General features: G+C 51.9%; 13 protein-coding genes. 5 read left to right on the top strand and 8 right to left on the bottom strand.

Going from position 1 to position 15261, the window contains the following annotated elements; translation table 11 throughout:
- The first annotated feature begins 181 nt into the window (after positions 1 to 181).
- Positions 182 to 1585, top strand: a complete 1404-nt coding sequence (gene mdtD, locus MUG06_RS20140; RefSeq protein ID WP_243079822.1) for a multidrug transporter subunit MdtD — start codon at positions 182 to 184, stop codon at positions 1583 to 1585.
- On the opposite strand, the gene rbsR is transcribed toward mdtD, so the two are convergent.
- The 7 genes from rbsR to MUG06_RS20105 form a co-directional block, all read right to left on the bottom strand.
- Positions 1582 to 2565, bottom strand: coding sequence for a ribose operon transcriptional repressor RbsR (gene rbsR, locus MUG06_RS20135; protein WP_243079827.1), 984 nt, complete (start codon positions 2563 to 2565; stop codon positions 1582 to 1584). The genes mdtD and rbsR overlap by 4 nt on opposite strands.
- Positions 2566 to 2578: 13 nt before the next feature.
- Positions 2579 to 3508: a ribokinase gene (rbsK, locus tag MUG06_RS20130; protein ID WP_215848112.1), complete on the bottom strand. Its 930-nt coding sequence runs from the start codon at positions 3506 to 3508 to the stop codon at positions 2579 to 2581.
- A gap of 63 nt (positions 3509 to 3571) precedes the next feature.
- Positions 3572 to 4447 carry a ribose ABC transporter substrate-binding protein RbsB gene (rbsB, locus tag MUG06_RS20125; protein WP_215848111.1) on the bottom strand — a complete coding sequence of 292 codons (876 nt, stop codon included), beginning with the start codon at positions 4445 to 4447 and terminating at the stop codon, positions 3572 to 3574.
- A 26-nt stretch (positions 4448 to 4473) separates the two neighbouring features.
- Positions 4474 to 5445, bottom strand: coding sequence for a ribose ABC transporter permease (gene rbsC / locus MUG06_RS20120; RefSeq protein ID WP_215848110.1), 972 nt, complete (start codon positions 5443 to 5445; stop codon positions 4474 to 4476).
- Positions 5442 to 6950, bottom strand: a complete 1509-nt coding sequence (gene rbsA / locus MUG06_RS20115; RefSeq protein WP_243079821.1) for a ribose ABC transporter ATP-binding protein RbsA — start codon at positions 6948 to 6950, stop codon at positions 5442 to 5444. Before rbsA ends, rbsC begins: the two co-directional genes overlap by 4 nt.
- Before the next feature lie 7 nt (positions 6951 to 6957).
- Positions 6958 to 7377 carry a D-ribose pyranase gene (gene rbsD, locus MUG06_RS20110; RefSeq protein WP_215848109.1) on the bottom strand — a complete coding sequence of 140 codons (420 nt, stop codon included), beginning with the start codon at positions 7375 to 7377 and terminating at the stop codon, positions 6958 to 6960.
- A gap of 182 nt (positions 7378 to 7559) precedes the next feature.
- Entirely contained in the window at positions 7560 to 7955 is a 396-nt protein-coding gene (locus tag MUG06_RS20105; RefSeq protein ID WP_215848367.1) for a NirD/YgiW/YdeI family stress tolerance protein, read from the bottom strand.
- A gap of 163 nt (positions 7956 to 8118) precedes the next feature.
- On the opposite strand from MUG06_RS20105, the gene qseB reads away from it, so the two are divergent.
- Together qseB and qseC are read left to right on the top strand one after the other, a co-directional pair.
- Positions 8119 to 8790 carry a quorum sensing response regulator transcription factor QseB gene (qseB, locus tag MUG06_RS20100; protein ID WP_243079820.1) on the top strand — a complete coding sequence of 224 codons (672 nt, stop codon included), beginning with the start codon at positions 8119 to 8121 and terminating at the stop codon, positions 8788 to 8790.
- Positions 8778 to 10151, top strand: coding sequence for a quorum sensing histidine kinase QseC (gene qseC, locus MUG06_RS20095; protein ID WP_243079819.1), 1374 nt, complete (start codon positions 8778 to 8780; stop codon positions 10149 to 10151). The genes qseB and qseC overlap by 13 nt, the downstream gene beginning before the upstream one ends.
- On the opposite strand, the gene kup is transcribed toward qseC, so the two are convergent.
- Complete coding sequence (gene kup, locus MUG06_RS20090) at positions 10148 to 12016, bottom strand: low affinity potassium transporter Kup (RefSeq protein ID WP_243079818.1); 1869 nt, start codon at positions 12014 to 12016, stop codon at positions 10148 to 10150. The genes qseC and kup overlap by 4 nt on opposite strands.
- 290 nt (positions 12017 to 12306) lie before the next feature.
- On the opposite strand from kup, the gene ravA reads away from it, so the two are divergent.
- Positions 12307 to 13803 (top strand): ATPase RavA, encoded by a 1497-nt coding sequence (gene ravA / locus MUG06_RS20085; protein WP_243079817.1) that lies wholly within the window; start codon positions 12307 to 12309, stop codon positions 13801 to 13803.
- Complete coding sequence (gene viaA / locus MUG06_RS20080; RefSeq protein WP_243079816.1) at positions 13800 to 15260, top strand: ATPase RavA stimulator ViaA; 1461 nt, start codon at positions 13800 to 13802, stop codon at positions 15258 to 15260. The genes ravA and viaA overlap by 4 nt, the downstream gene beginning before the upstream one ends.
- Position 15261: the final 1 nt, after the last annotated feature.

Raw genomic sequence — 15261 nt, 5'->3', positions numbered from 1 at the left:
CATTTCTTTGAATAAAATTACTGACCGTCTCTTTTTTAAACGAACGGGTTAAAAACAGGCATTTCCTGCCGGAATAACGCACAGAAAACCGCTCAAATAGCAAAAACGCGCATACCCAGCATTGTTGCCAATGCTATTCTTTTTCAATCTTACTGCTGGATAACCCTTAAAAGGATGCTCAATGATTCGATCCGCGCGCAGTATGGCCGGTCTGCCATGGATAGCTGCCATGGCATTTTTCATGCAGGCACTGGATGCCACCATTCTCAACACCGCTTTACCTGCTATAGCCACCAGCCTTGAACGTTCTCCCCTTGCGATGCAATCCGCCGTCATTAGTTATACATTGACTGTTGCCATGCTAATTCCCGTCAGCGGTTGGCTTGCCGATCGCTATGGCACGCGCAAAGTATTTATTGTGGCGGTTTCGCTATTTACGTTGGGTTCACTGGCTTGCGCATTCTCACAAACGCTTTCAATGCTGGTTATCTCGCGCATTATTCAGGGTGTCGGCGGTGCGATGATGATGCCCGTTGCGCGACTTGCTTTGTTACGCGCCTATCCGCGCAGTGAATTATTGCCTGTGCTTAATTTTGTCACTATGCCGGGTTTGGTCGGCCCAATACTGGGTCCTCTGCTCGGTGGGGTAATGGTGACTTACGCCACGTGGCACTGGATATTCCTGATTAACATTCCTGTCGGCATTCTTGGCATTTTCTATGCGCGAAAATATATGCCGGACTTCACCACGCCTAAACGTCGCTTCGATTTCCTTGGTTTTATGCTGTTTGGCTTTGGATTAGTGATGATCTCAATCGGTATTGAGTTATTTGGTGAGCGTATCGTCTCTGCCTGGCTGGCCGCAGGCATATTGTGCAGCGGAGTTTTATTACTTCTTCTTTATATAATGCATGCGCGCCGTCATCCTTCACCGCTGATCAGCCTACCCATGTTTAAAACCCGCACCTTCTCAGTTGGCATTATTGGCAATATCGCTTCGCGTCTGGGTACTGGATGCGTGCCGTTTCTCATGCCATTGATGCTGCAAGTTGGTTTTGGTTATTCGGCGATTATTGCTGGATGTATGATGGCACCTACCGCAATCGGATCGATTTTGGCTAAATCAACGGTAACGCAGTTGCTGCGCTGGTTTGGCTATCGTCGTGTGTTAGTCAGCATCACCGTCATTATCGGTATTCTGATCACCACGTTTTCGCTACAGTCACCCGCAGAAAGCGTTTTCCTCTTATTAATACCGCTGTTTATTCTTGGCATGGCAATGTCGACACAGTTTACGGCGATGAACACCATAACTTTGGCTGATTTAGATGATGACAACGCCAGCGGCGGCAACAGCGTGCTTGCCGTAACGCAGCAGCTGGCGATCAGTTTTGGTGTTGCCGTCAGCGCCGCGGTGCTGCGCTTTTATCAGGAGTTTGAAACCAGCACTGTGCAGCAATTCCATGAGACCTTCCTGACAATGGGTGTGGTCACCGTATTGTCAGCGCTGACATTCATGATGCTGCGCAATGGCGATGGCCGCAATTTGATCAGCAATCGCGATAAAAAGAAGAAAAAGGCTTAAGCGGAGCCGCGTACAATCAGTTCCGGCGTCAGCACCAACGTTTGCTGGCTGACGTCGGGATCGCGCAGACGATGGATCAAGGTATCAATCGCCAACTCGCCCAGTTCATTTTTTGGCTGATGGATGGTACTTAACGGCGGCGATAAATAACGCGCCAGTTCGATATCGTCATAGCCCATCACCGCCATGTCCTGAGGAATCTGCAATCCCGCCTGATACAACGCATGATAAACGCCAACCGCCATGGCATCGTTACTGGTGAACACCGCTTGAGGAGGGGTTTCAAGCGCGAGCAGCTCAATCATCGCGTTGTAGCCGCCCTGGAATTCAAAATCTCCCTTCACTATATATCCCGGCAAGATATCCAGACCATTTTTCGCCATCGCATTCTGATAACCCTCAAGACGCATGCGCGCCGGGGTTTTATCCAGTGGTCCCGCAATGCAGGCGATTTGCGTATAACCGCTGTCGATTAAATGCTGCGTGGCCAGTTCGCCGCCCAGTAAGGCATTATCCTGAATAATGTCGCCGCGCCCTTCAAACGGCGCCCAGTCCATCATTACGGTAGGAATAGAAGGATAGCGGTTGAGAATATCCGCTGAAGGTAGATGACTTTCCGTGCACATGATCAGCAGACCATCAACACGCTTTTGCAGCAAGGTTTCCAGGCTACGATTCATCCGCTGCTCATCGCCTGCAGTATTACACAAGATCAGACTGTATCCGCGTTCATAACAACTGTCTTCCACGCCGCGTACCACTTCGGCATAAAATGGGTTACTGCTGGCGGTAAGCAGCATGCCGATAGTGTGCGTTTGGTTGATCTTCAAGCTGCGTGCCAACGCTGAAGGCGCATAGTTCAGTTCGCGGATGACTCGCTCAACTTTTTCACGTACGCCCTCGCTCACAAAACGATTGTTATTAATAACGTGAGAAACGGTTGAGGTTGAGACGCCCGCTCTACGGGCGACATCTTTCATGGTAGCCAAGCGCTTAATCCTGCTGTTGCAAAAAATCATCGATTTCCGCGCGCCACGGCACGGAAGGCTGCGCGCCCGGACGCGTTACGGCAATGGCAGCGGCAGCATGGGCGAAGCGCACTGCATTATGCATAGCTTGACCTTCCAACCGTGCAGTAATAAACGCGCCATTAAACGTATCGCCCGCCGCGATGGTGTCTACGGCCTTGACGCTGAAACCCGCAATACGCTGGCCATTGCCCTGTTCACTCAGCCATACGCCACGACGCCCGAGAGTAATCAACACTGTTTCAATGCCCTTCGCATGCAGCGCTTTAGCTGCCTGGGCCGCATCGTCATCACTTTTTACCGCAATCCCCGTCAGGATTTCTGCTTCGGTTTCGTTCGGGGTAATGATGTCAATCAACGCGAGCAGTTCATCTGACAGCCTGGTCGCTGGGGCAGGATTGAGAATGACCTGCGTTTGATGTTGACTGGCGATTTTGGCTGCCGCCAATACGCTTTCCAGCGGTGATTCAAGTTGCATTAATAACGCATCAGCCTGCGCAATGATTTGCTGATGACGTTCAACGCAGGCTGGCGTTAACGCGGCATTTGCACCTGAATAGATACCAATGTTGTTCTCGCCTTCGCCATTCACGAAAATCATCGCCACACCGGTAGATTCATTCTCAACGCTTTCCACTGACGCAACGTCAATGTTGTCCTGCGCCAGCTGCTGACGAATGCGCTCGCCAATATCATCAGCGCCCACGCAGGCGATAAACGCGATATCCGCGCCTGCGCGCCCAGCGGCAACGGCCTGATTCGCCCCTTTGCCACCAAACGCAATGTGATACTGCGTCCCGATCACCGTTTCACCGGGACGCGGAAAGTGCGACAAATTAAGGATGTGATCAGCATTGATGCTGCCAAGAACGGTCAGTTTTGAGTTTTTGCTCATAGGGAATGATCCAGAAAGAGTGCGCCACCGGAAAGGTGGCGCAATGCCCTGCTTTTCTTTGATTTATTGACTAACCAGCTTCAGGTCAACTGGATTAACCGCCTGCACTTTTTCGCTCTTTAGCACTTTATCAGCGGTATCAACGCCAATCATGCCAATTTTGTCCGGCATCTGTGCCACAGTCGCTGACAGTTTGCCCGCTTCAACCGCTTTAACGCCATCAGCAGTGCCGTCAAAGCCGACCACGATCACATCTGTTTTACCCGCAGTTTGCAGCGCACGCAGTGCACCTAACGCCATTTCATCATTCTGGGCAAACACAGCTTGCACGTCAGGATGCGCCTGCAACAGATTCTGCATCACGTTCAGACCTTTAGTACGGTCAAAATCTGCCGGCTGGCTGGCAAGGATCTGGAATTTGTGCGCATCGGCGGCTTGTTTAAAGCCTTCGCCACGTTCGCGCGCCGCAGAAGTGCCAGCAATGCCCTGCAGTTCGATGATTTTTGCATTTTCACCGACTTTCTTAGCGATGTAGTCACCTGCCATTTTGCCGCCAAAACGGTTGTCAGAGGCAACGTGACTCACCACGCTGCCTTGTGATGCCACACGATCAAGGGTGATAACAGGAATCTTGGCCTGATTAGCCATTTTCACTGCATTGCCAACTGCATCGGAATCTGTTGGGTTAATCAGCAGCAGCTTGGTGCCGCGTACTGTTAAATCTTGCACGTTAGCCAGCTCTTTTGCTGGGTTGTTTTGCGAATCCAGCACCACCAGGTTGTAACCCAGCTTGTCAGCTTCTTTTTGCGCCCCATCTTTCAACGCAACAAAGAATGGGTTATTCAGCGTAGAGACAACCAGCGCGATAGTCTCCTTTGCCATTGCGCCAGCACTTAATGTAGCGCCAAGAATGACAGCCAATGCGGTCAACTTTTTCATCATTTCATCCTGTGTAAAGGTCAGAGTTATTTACTGCTTTTATTATCCACCAGCACCGCGAGCAGGATTACCACCGCTTTAACGATCATCTGGTAGTACGAAGAAACGCCCATCAGGTTCAGGCCGTTGTTCAGAAAGCCCAAAATCAGCGCACCAATTAACGTGCCGACAATCCGCCCTTTACCGCCTGCCAGGCTGGTTCCACCTAACACCACCGCAGCGATAGCATCCAGCTCATAACCGGTTCCTGCCGTTGGCTGCGCTGAGGACAAGCGCGCCACTTCAATGGTGCCTGCCAGCGCCGCCAACATGCCGCACAGGGAATAGACGATCACTTTGACGCGGTTCACATTGATGCCGGATAAGCGCGTTGCCGCTTCGTTGCCACCCAATGCATAGATGTAACGTCCAAGGCGGGTGTGATGCAGCATGTACCAGGCAACGATAAACACGATCGCCATCAGCCAGACCGGCGTGGGAATACCCAGCGGGCGGCCGATACCGAACCAGCCAAACAGATCAGCGTTATCGTTGAAGCCGGTATTAATGGGGCTACCGTTGGTATAAACCATCGTGACGCCACGCAGCAGCAGCATCATTACCAGCGTGGCGATAAACGCCTGTACTTTGCCGCGCGCCACAATCGTGCCCGTTACTGCACCAATTGCAGCACCCAGCGCCAGCGAGGCCGCTACCGCCGTTAGCGCATTGACTTCCAGCCCCACCAGCGATGCAGCTACCGCGCCGGTTAGCGCCAGTAACGAGCCCACCGAGAGATCGATGCCAGAGGTTAAAATCACCAGCGTCATGCCCACCGCCATAATGGCGTTCACCGAGGTTTGCTGCAGGATGTTGAACACGTTAGCGATGGTAAAGAAGTTCGGACTTTGGCTCGCGACAACGGCAATCAACACGATCAGCGCAATCAGCGATTTTTGCTCCAGCAGCCACTCTTTGCTGAACCAGCGACGGCTGGAAGGTAAGGTTTGGGTACTCATACAACTAAATCCTCGCTGTGTTGCTTGCCAACGGCTGCCGCCATCAGGCTTTCCTGAGTGGCTTCTTCACGGGTAAATTCGCCGCTTAAGTGGCCTTCATGCATCACCAGAATGCGATCGCTCATGCCTAACACTTCCGGCATTTCCGACGACACTAAAATAATGCTCAGCCCTTCGGCTTTGAACTGGTTAATTAACTGATAAATCTCTTTTTTTGCGCCAACATCAACACCGCGCGTTGGTTCATCAAGGATCAGCACATGGGGCCGCGTCATCAAACCACGCGCAATCGCCACTTTTTGCTGATTACCGCCAGAAAGCAGGCCAATCGGCTGCTCCATCGACGGGGTTTTGACATTAAACAGACGAATAAAATCGCCTACCGCAAGTTGCTCTTCAGCATGTTTCAGGCTGCCACCGCCGCGGCTGAAATAACGCAGCGCGGTTAAAGACATGTTCTCTTTTACTGACATGCCCAGCACTAAACCGTCACGTTTACGATCTTCCGATATATAAACGATGCCGTTTGCCAACCCATCCTGCGGTGAACGCGTGACGACCTCGCGTCCATCCAATAACACGTTGCCTTCACTACGCGGCAATGCCCCGTACAGCACTTTCATTAATTCGGTTCGACCCGCGCCCATCAAACCGGAGACGCCAAGGATTTCGCCTTTACGCAGCGTGAAGCTGACGCCGTTTACGCCTGGTCCGCTAAGGTTTTCTACTTTTAAACGCACTTCGCCTGGCGCTTGATCGAGGCGAGGATATTGATCTTCCAGTTTGCGTCCGACCATCATCTCGATCAGGCTCTCTTCGGTAAGATCACTTACCGCACGCTCGGCAATAAACTGACCATCGCGGAACACGGTGACGTCATCGCATATCTCGAAAATTTCTTTCATACGATGCGAGATATAAACAATGCCGCAGCCCTGCGCTTTTAATTCGTTGATCACGTTAAACAGCGATAACGTTTCGGTGTCGGTGAGCGCATCAGTCGGCTCATCCATGATAATGACCTGCGACTCAAAGCTGATGACTTTGGCGATCTCCACCATTTGTTGATCGCCGATCGACAAATCGCCCACCAGCTTGTGGCTGTTAAAACGCAGGTTAAGCCGATTCAGTAAGGCATCCGCTTCGGCATGCATACGTTTCCAGTCGATGCGACCAAAGCGGTTGACGAATTCGCGGCCAAGGAAAATATTCTCCGCCACGCTAAGTTGAGGAATCAGGTTAAGTTCCTGATGAATGATACCGATGCCCGCTTCCTGGGAAGCTTTTGGTCCGCTAAAGGTGGTTTCTTTCCCCAGCCACTTTAGCGATCCCGCATCACGGCTGTAGATGCCGGTCAGCACTTTCATCATGGTAGATTTGCCCGCGCCGTTTTCTCCCACCAGCGCCATAACGCGTCCGGGGTAAACAGCCAGCGAAGCACTTTTCAACGCTTTCACGCCAGGGAACGATTTTTCAATCCCGATGAGTTGCAGTAACGGTTGCATAGCGGCCTCAGAAGGTCACACCGGCGCTCAGGATGACATTCGCATACGGAGAACACTCTCCGCTGCGAATGACCGCCTGACTACGCTGAGTATGTTGTTTGAACTGTTCATGGCTGGTGTAACGTACCGCGATGGTATTCCCCTGGTGCTGTTGCAAGGCTTCGAGCACAGCGAGCAGCGCGCTGTGGAGCTGCGGATTGTGCAGCTTAATCTCTTCCGCAATCAGGGCACTTTCTACCTGCATCTCCAGCGTGACAGCATTGACCACCTGCATAAAATCGGGCGTGCCCGGCGTAAGCGCCAAGTCAATACGTTGTGGCCCCGCCGGAATCGGCAAGCCTGCATCGGCAATGGTGAGCGTATCCGTATGACCCAAGCGGGCAATCACATGAGAGAGTTCAGCGTTTAACAAGCGACCTTTTTTCATCTATTCACTCCACAGCGAAACGTTTCGCTGGCTGCAGTGTATGAAATGTATAAAGCAACTCAATCGGCAAATGAAAGAAGTGTGATCGCTATCGAAACGTTTCGCTTCAGCGGGAGAGAATTTGTCTTAGGGGACAGGAGAAAGGAAAGAATGGACCGCCGCAGCGGTCCTGAAAGCAGGATTTAAGGCAGTTTCTTCACTTGCTTAACGTCCAGCTCAATGCTGTTGAAATCTTTGTCTAGCTCACCCGTCAACTCAACGCGGTCTTTCGGCGAAATGGTCTGTCCATTCCAGCGCTTGTGATCAATTTCGACTTTCATGGTGCCGGTTTGATCACGGAACTGATAATCCTCGTCACCAATCTGCTTTTCCAACTGACCACGTACAGTGATCCAGCTGTCATCTTTCATCTCTTCAGCCTGTTTTACGGTGACAACGCTGGTGTTGTCCGCATTAAACCCACCTTGTTTAACCTGGGCAGCAGGCGCATTAGGATCGACAAATCCACCTTGCTGAGCAGCAAAAACCGGCGCAGAGGCCAACATAACAACAGCTAACAGTGCGGCTTGCTTTTTCATCATTCCACCTCTTGTCCATGAATGTATTTCGTTTTGATGCATACAGTTAAGCACAAGGTTCTTAACAGGATCTTAAGGATAAAAAATAGCCGAAATAGAGTGAAAGCTGCTGTACAAGCTTGGCTGTGCTTCGTATAAAGCCCTTTCTATCGGGGGAGAATCGATGCGTATTTTATTAATCGAAGACGATCGCTTAATTGGCGATGGCATCAAAGCGGGACTGAGCAAATTAGGATTCAGCGTTGACTGGTTTGTCTCCGGCGAAGCAGGATTTCAGGCGTTAGCCGCTGCACCCTGGGATGCGGTCATTCTCGACCTTTCCCTGCCGGAACGTGACGGACTGGATATTTTGCGTCAATGGCGCCAGCAGGGCCACGATGTGCCGGTGCTGATTCTCACCGCGCGCGACGCGCTGGATCAGCGAGTCGAAGGTTTACAGCTCGGTGCAGATGATTACCTTTGCAAACCTTTTGCCCTAACTGAGGTGGCAGCACGTTTACAGGCATTGATTCGTCGTCGTCATGGTCAGGTTCAACCCGAACTGCGCCACGGCAATGTGGTGCTCTCGCCCGGCAACCACAGCGTGATGATGAACGGCGAAGCGATTGAACTGAAAAGCCGTGAGCTAGCACTGCTCGAATTATTTATGCTTAACCCCAGTCGCGTCCTGACGCGCAGCCAGCTAGAAGAGAAGCTCTATAACTGGGATGACGACGTTTCCAGCAATGCGATAGAAGTCCACATTCATCATCTGCGCAAAAAATTGGGCAGCCGTTTCATTCGCACCGTTCACGGCGTGGGTTATACGCTGGGGGAAGCGGCATGCGATCAATGAGCCTGTTCCTGCGCCTTGGCATTGGCTTTGTTTTGCTGCTGGGCGTTTGCTGGGGCAGCGCCAGCCTGAGCGCATGGTATCAAACGCGTGAAACCATCAATGAACTGTTCGATACTCAACAGATGCTGCTCGCTAAGCGCCTGCTTAGCCTGGATTTTGCCACACTGGATAATGTCTCTCTGCCTAAAACCAAACGGCTGCTGCGTCATAATCGTGGCGATCAGGATGATGATGCGTTGGCGTTTGCCGTTTTTTCTCGCGATGGCAAACAGGTGCTTAATGATGGCGATAACGGCAAACATCTCCCGTTTGAAGCAGATTATCAGGGCTTCCGTGATGGACGTTTAGATAATGATGACGATCGCTGGCGCTTTGTCTGGCTGACCACCGAGGACCAGCAGTTCCGCGTGATTGTCGGTCAGGAATGGGAATATCGCGATGACATGGCAAAAGATTTGGTCAACGCCAGCGTCTTGCCATGGCTGATCGCGCTGCCGCTGATGCTGTTATTGCTCATTGGCCTGGTGTGGTATGAGTTGCGTCCCCTGAAGCGGCTGGCGCAGCAGCTCACCCAGCGTGAGCCCGATGATGACACCCCCTTAAACCCCAAACCTTTACCTAAAGAGGTACAGCCGCTGATCGTGGCATTAAATGGCTTGTTCAGCCGTATCAGCGCCATGATGCATCGCGAACGCCGCTTTACCTCCGACGCAGCCCACGAACTGCGCAGCCCATTGGCCGCACTTCAGGTTCAGAGTGAAGTGATTCAACTTGCTGCTGATGATGAAGCCATGCGTACCCATGCATTACAACAACTGGATGCCGGTATTACGCGCGCCACGCGATTAGTGGATCAATTACTGACTCTTTCGCGCGTCGAAGCGGATGACGCCCGCAGTGCTTTTCAGTCGGTTGATCTACAGCGAACCTTGCAGGATACGCTCATTGCTCAATTGCCGTTGGCTGACAACGCTGGAGTAACGCTACGCTTACACGCGCAGGCTGAACCGGTAATTCAGGGACACCCGTTACTGCTCTCGCTGCTGGTGCGCAATCTGCTGGATAATGCGATTCGCTACACGCCTGCGGGAAGTGACGTTGATCTCTGGCTGGAAGCCAATAGCTTACGCATTGAGGATAACGGTACAGGCGTGAGTGAAGACGATTTACAGCGCTTAGGAGAACGTTTTTGGCGGCCAGCGGGACAGGAAAAAAGCGGTAGCGGTTTGGGATTATCCATTGTGCGCAACATTGCGCATCTTCATGACATGCAGATTGCCTTTAACCAGCGGCAAGGCGGCGGATTGTGCGTCACCTTGCGCTGGTCATCTCACGCCCTAATCAGTGGCGCACCCGCTTAAATCTCGACCTGCGTTCCCAGCTCAATCACACGATTGGGCGGGATCTCAAACTGATCAGGCGCACGTAATGCGTTTCGTTGCAGCGCCAGGAACAGCTTGCCGCGCAACCTCAAGTACCACGGACGTTTACCCATAATCAGCGATTCGTGCGACATAAAGAATGAAGTCTCCATCATGCGGCAGTTTAAACCTTCTAACCCGCAACGATGGAAAACTTCTACCACGTTCGGCGTTTCACGCCAGCCGTAGCTCGCGACAACGCGCCAGAATGTGGGTGAGAGCTGCTCAATCGTGACGCGACGTACATTATGCACGTAAGGCGCATCTTCCGTACGTAACGTTAATAACACCACACGTTCATGCAACACTTTGTTGTGCTTGAGATTATGCAGCATAGCGAAAGGAATCACATTCAGTGCACGCGACATATAGACCGCAGTGCCCGGTACGCGAACCGGCGGAGATTTCTCGAGTGACGCGATCATCGCTTCAAGTGAATTTCCATGCTCATGCAGACGTCGCAACAGGCGGAAACGCTCACTTTTCCAGGTCGTCATGATGATAAACATCACTAATCCCAGACAAAGCGGCAGCCAGCCACCGGAGAAAATCTTAACCAGGTTGGCAGTGAACAGCGGAATATCGATACACAGCATCAGTACCAAAATGACGCCAACCGCTAGCTTCTGCCAATGCCAGTTTTTGATCGCCACAGTGCAGGAGAGAATGGATGTCAGCACCATAGTGCCAGTTACCGCAATACCATACGCCGCTGCCAGATTACTTGAATGTTCAAAGCTGACGATGACAATAACCACAGCAAAATAGAGCACCCAGTTGATAACCGGAATGTAGATCTGACCCGATTCCATTTCTGAAGTATGGATGATACGCATGCCCGGCAGATACCCCAGACGAACCGCCTGACGCGTCAACGAGAACACACCAGAAATCACCGCCTGTGAAGCAATCACCGTTGCCAGCGTGGCCAGGATCAGCATAGGAATCAGCGCCCATTCTGGTGCCAGCAGGAAGAACGGATTTTTTATCGCCGCAGGATCGCTGAGCAGGAGTGCACCCTGACCAAAATAGTTCAGCACCAGTGAAGGCAGCACCACCGAGAACCAGGCGAGTCGAATCGGTATTTTGCCGAAATGCCCCATATCCGCATACAACGCTTCAACACCGGTAATCGCCAGCACCACCGCGCCAAGCGCAAAGAATGAGATGGTTTTGTAGTGCAAAAAGAAGTTAACCGCATGTGCCGGATTCAGCGCCTGCAACACTTCCGGGTTTTTCATGATGCCATTGACGCCCAGCACCGCCAGCACCAAAAACCACAGCAACATCACCGGTGCAAACAGTTTACCGACAATGCCAGTGCCATGTTTTTGAATCATAAACAGCAGCGTTAATACGGCGATAGAAAGCGGTACGATAAAGGGATCCAGCGACGGTGCAGCAATCTCCAGCCCTTCTATCGCTGACATCACAGAAATAGCGGGCGTGATCACCACTTCACCGTAGAAGAAGCTGCCACCAATCAGCCCCATAATCACCAGCACAGCAGTGGCACGAGCGCCAGTATTGCGGCCTGCCAGCGACATCAGCGTTAAAATTCCGCCTTCACCCGCGTTGTCGGCACGCATGACATAGCTGATGTACTTAAGCGACACCACCAATACCAGCAGCCAGAAAATCAGTGACAGAAAACCAAATACGGCTTCACGTTCCACACCAAAACCGAACTGACCTGAAAGGCATTCACGCAAGGTATACAGGGGACTGGTACCGATATCTCCGTAAACTACACCAATAGCGGCCAGCGTTAATCCACCAAGCGACTGCTTCTTATCCGAGCTCATAGAGTTATCTTTTGTTGGAGTCAAAGAGGCACAAAACCGCTCGCTCAAGCCTCTAAAAAGCGCACAGTATGCACGTATTCCAAAAAAATCCCATCCTTGTAAACCGTCTGGTTATCTGCCATCCGGCTGTTTTTACCTTAAAATAAGCGGGTTAAGCGGGGTTTAAGCCTTGTTGAACCTTCTGAAACAAAAAAGCTGACAGCTATCAACGCTTTCACGCATCATAATCTATAAAGTGTTGCGTTCGCTAAGCGCGGCAGCTTGATGATCCTAAGGACAATGATGTGATTATGGCTCAACCCCATCTTTTGGCAGAAAGAATTTCTCGCCTCAGCAACGCATTAGAAAAAGGCTTATATGAGCGTCATCATGCCATTCGCCTCTGCTTGCTGGCCGCCCTGAGCGGTGAAAGCGTATTCCTGCTGGGGCCGCCGGGCATTGCAAAGAGCCTGATTGCCCGCCGCCTGAAATACGCCTTCCAGAATGCTCGCGCCTTTGAATACCTGATGACCCGATTTTCTACGCCGGAAGAGGTGTTTGGTCCGCTGTCGATTCAGGCACTAAAAGATGAAGGGCGTTATCAGCGTCTTACTAAAGGCTATTTGCCGGATGCCGAGATTGTTTTCCTTGATGAAATATGGAAAGCCGGCCCGGCGATTTTGAATACGCTGCTTACTGCCATTAACGAACGCCGCTTCCGTAATGGTGATAGCGAAGAAAAAATTCCGATGCGTCTGCTGGTGACAGCATCCAACGAATTGCCTGAAGCGGACAGTGGACTGGAAGCGCTGTATGACCGCATGTTAATCCGCCTGTGGCTGGATAACGTGCATGAGAAACAGAACTTCCGCAGCATGTTAACCCACCAGCAAGATGAAAACGCCAATCCGGTAGCGGAAGGGCTGCGCATCAGCGACGAAGAGTATCTGCAATGGCAGCAAGGCATTAGTCAGGTCAATTTACCGGACAACGTTTTTGAACTGATCTATCAACTGCGCCAGCAGCTGGAAAATCAGCCGCAAGCGCCTTACATCTCCGATCGTCGTTGGAAAAAAGCGATTCATCTGTTGCAGGCCAGCGCGTTTTACAGTGGCCGAACCACCATTGCGCCGATTGATTTGATCCTGCTGAAAGATTGCTTGTGGCACGATGTCGCCTCAATGCAATTGCTGGATCGTGAAATCGATCAATTGATGACTCAGCACGCCTGGCAACAGCAGCCGATGCTGCTCAAACTTCAGCAAATCAAAACGCGCCGTATGGCGTTGCAGCAGCAACAAAGCGTGTCACAGGCGATCACCCTGGAGAAACACAGCGGAATGTTCAGCCGCAAGCCGCATTACGATCTGCCCGAAACGTTTACTGATGAACAACTCACTTTAATGCTGCAACAGCCGCTGACGCTGCATGACATGCAGGTCACGCACATTGTTATAGCGCGTGATGCGCTTAATCAATGGCTGCTGAAAGGCGGCGACGTTCGCGGCAAACTCAACGGTATCGGTTTTGCTCAAACGGTGGATTTATTGGTTGATGCGCAGCATTGCCTGGCGGTACGTGATGTTAGCCTGCAAGCGACTCGCCTGACGCTGCCGGGTATTAGCAACAACAATGAATTGCCCACTGAAATCGTTGAAGCGCTGGATGAGTTGGATGCGCAACTTCGCGCCCAGCGCCATCTGTTTAGCCAACACCAGCGCTGTTTATTTATCAGCGATGACTGGTTTGCGCGGGTTGAAAGCAGCCTGCAAGATGTAGCAGAACAGCTAAAACAGGCGCGTAAATGATTTCGGTTGAGACGCTAAGCACGCTGCTTTCAATCGGCGAAACTGAACTGATTGAAGAGTTGATTATCGCGCTGCTGGCGTCTCCCCAATTTGCTCTGTTCTTTGAAAAGTTTCCGGGCCTGAAGAAAGCGCTGTTGCGCGATGTGCCGCGCTGGAAGGCAGAAATTAATGCGGAACTCAAAGCCACGCCCGTGCCGGAAATGCTGTCGCAGGAATTTCAGCTCTTTCAACGGGTGCAACTGCTCAGCCACCACGAATTTAACCACCAGCTTTCGGACACGCTAGATACGCTGGATCGCCTGCCTTCCCCTTTTATAGAAGAAGCCAATCGGCTGCTTCACCACACTGAAGCACGCCAGCTCAGCTCGGCGCAGCACACGCTTTTTTTACAGCGCTGGCGGCTTAGCCTGACGTTGCAAACTCTGACGTTGAATGAGCAATTGCTGGAACAGCAGCGTGAACGCCTGATAGCAGAGTTGCAGCAGCGCATGGCGCTAAGCGGCCAACTCGCGCCCCTGTTAAGTGACGATGATGAAGCCGCAGCGGGCCGGTTATGGGATATGAGTAAGTCGTCGCTACAACACGGCGATTATGAGTTGATGCTGCAATATGGCGATTTTCTGGCGCAGCAGCCGGAGCTAATGAAGCTGGCCCAACAACTGGGTCGCAGTCGCGAAGCAAAATCAGTGCCGTCAAAAGAGGCGCCGATGGAAGCCTTTCATCATCTGGTGCATGAACCTGATGCTGTGCCAGAAGAGGTCAGCGGTATTCATCAAAGTGATGATGTGCTGCGTCTTCTGCCGCCAGAGCTGGCCGCGCTGAGTATCAGCGAGCTGGAGTTAGAGTTTTATCGGCGGCTGGTGGAAAAACGGTTACTGACTTATAAGTTGCAGGGCGATGCCTGGCACGAAAAGGTGACGATGCGCCCGGTAAGCCACCAGCAGCATGAAGAGCAGCCGCGCGGTCCGTTCATTGTCTGTGTTGATACGTCGGGTTCCATGGGCGGGTTCAATGAACGCTGCGCCAAAGCCTTCTGCCTGGCTTTGCTAAAAGTGGCGTTGGCCGATCGCCGTCGCTGCTACATCATGCTGTTTGCTCACGATGTCATTGGCTATGAATTAACCGGCGATGATGGTCTGGAGCAGGCGATTCGCTTTCTTAGCCAGCGTTTTCGTGGCGGCACCGATCTGGCCGCGTGTTTGTCGTCGGTGGTGAAACGGATGGAAGGCACTATCTGGCAGGAAGCTGATGCCGTTATTGTGTCTGATTTTATCGCTCAGCGCCTGCCGGAAGAGGTCATCAGCGCGATAAAACAACGTCAGCGTCATCATCAGCAACGCTTCCATGCTGTCGCTATGTCGACGCATGGCAAACCCGGTATTTTGCGCATTTTTGATCATATCTGGCGATTCGATACCGGAATGAAAAGCCGCCTGTTGCGTCACTGGCGGCGCTAAG

The organism is Pantoea sp. MQR6, from assembly GCF_022761075.1.
GTDB classification, from domain to species: Bacteria; Pseudomonadota; Gammaproteobacteria; order Enterobacterales; family Enterobacteriaceae; genus Pantoea; species Pantoea phytostimulans.
This window is presented reverse-complemented; position numbering and strand designations above follow the sequence as displayed.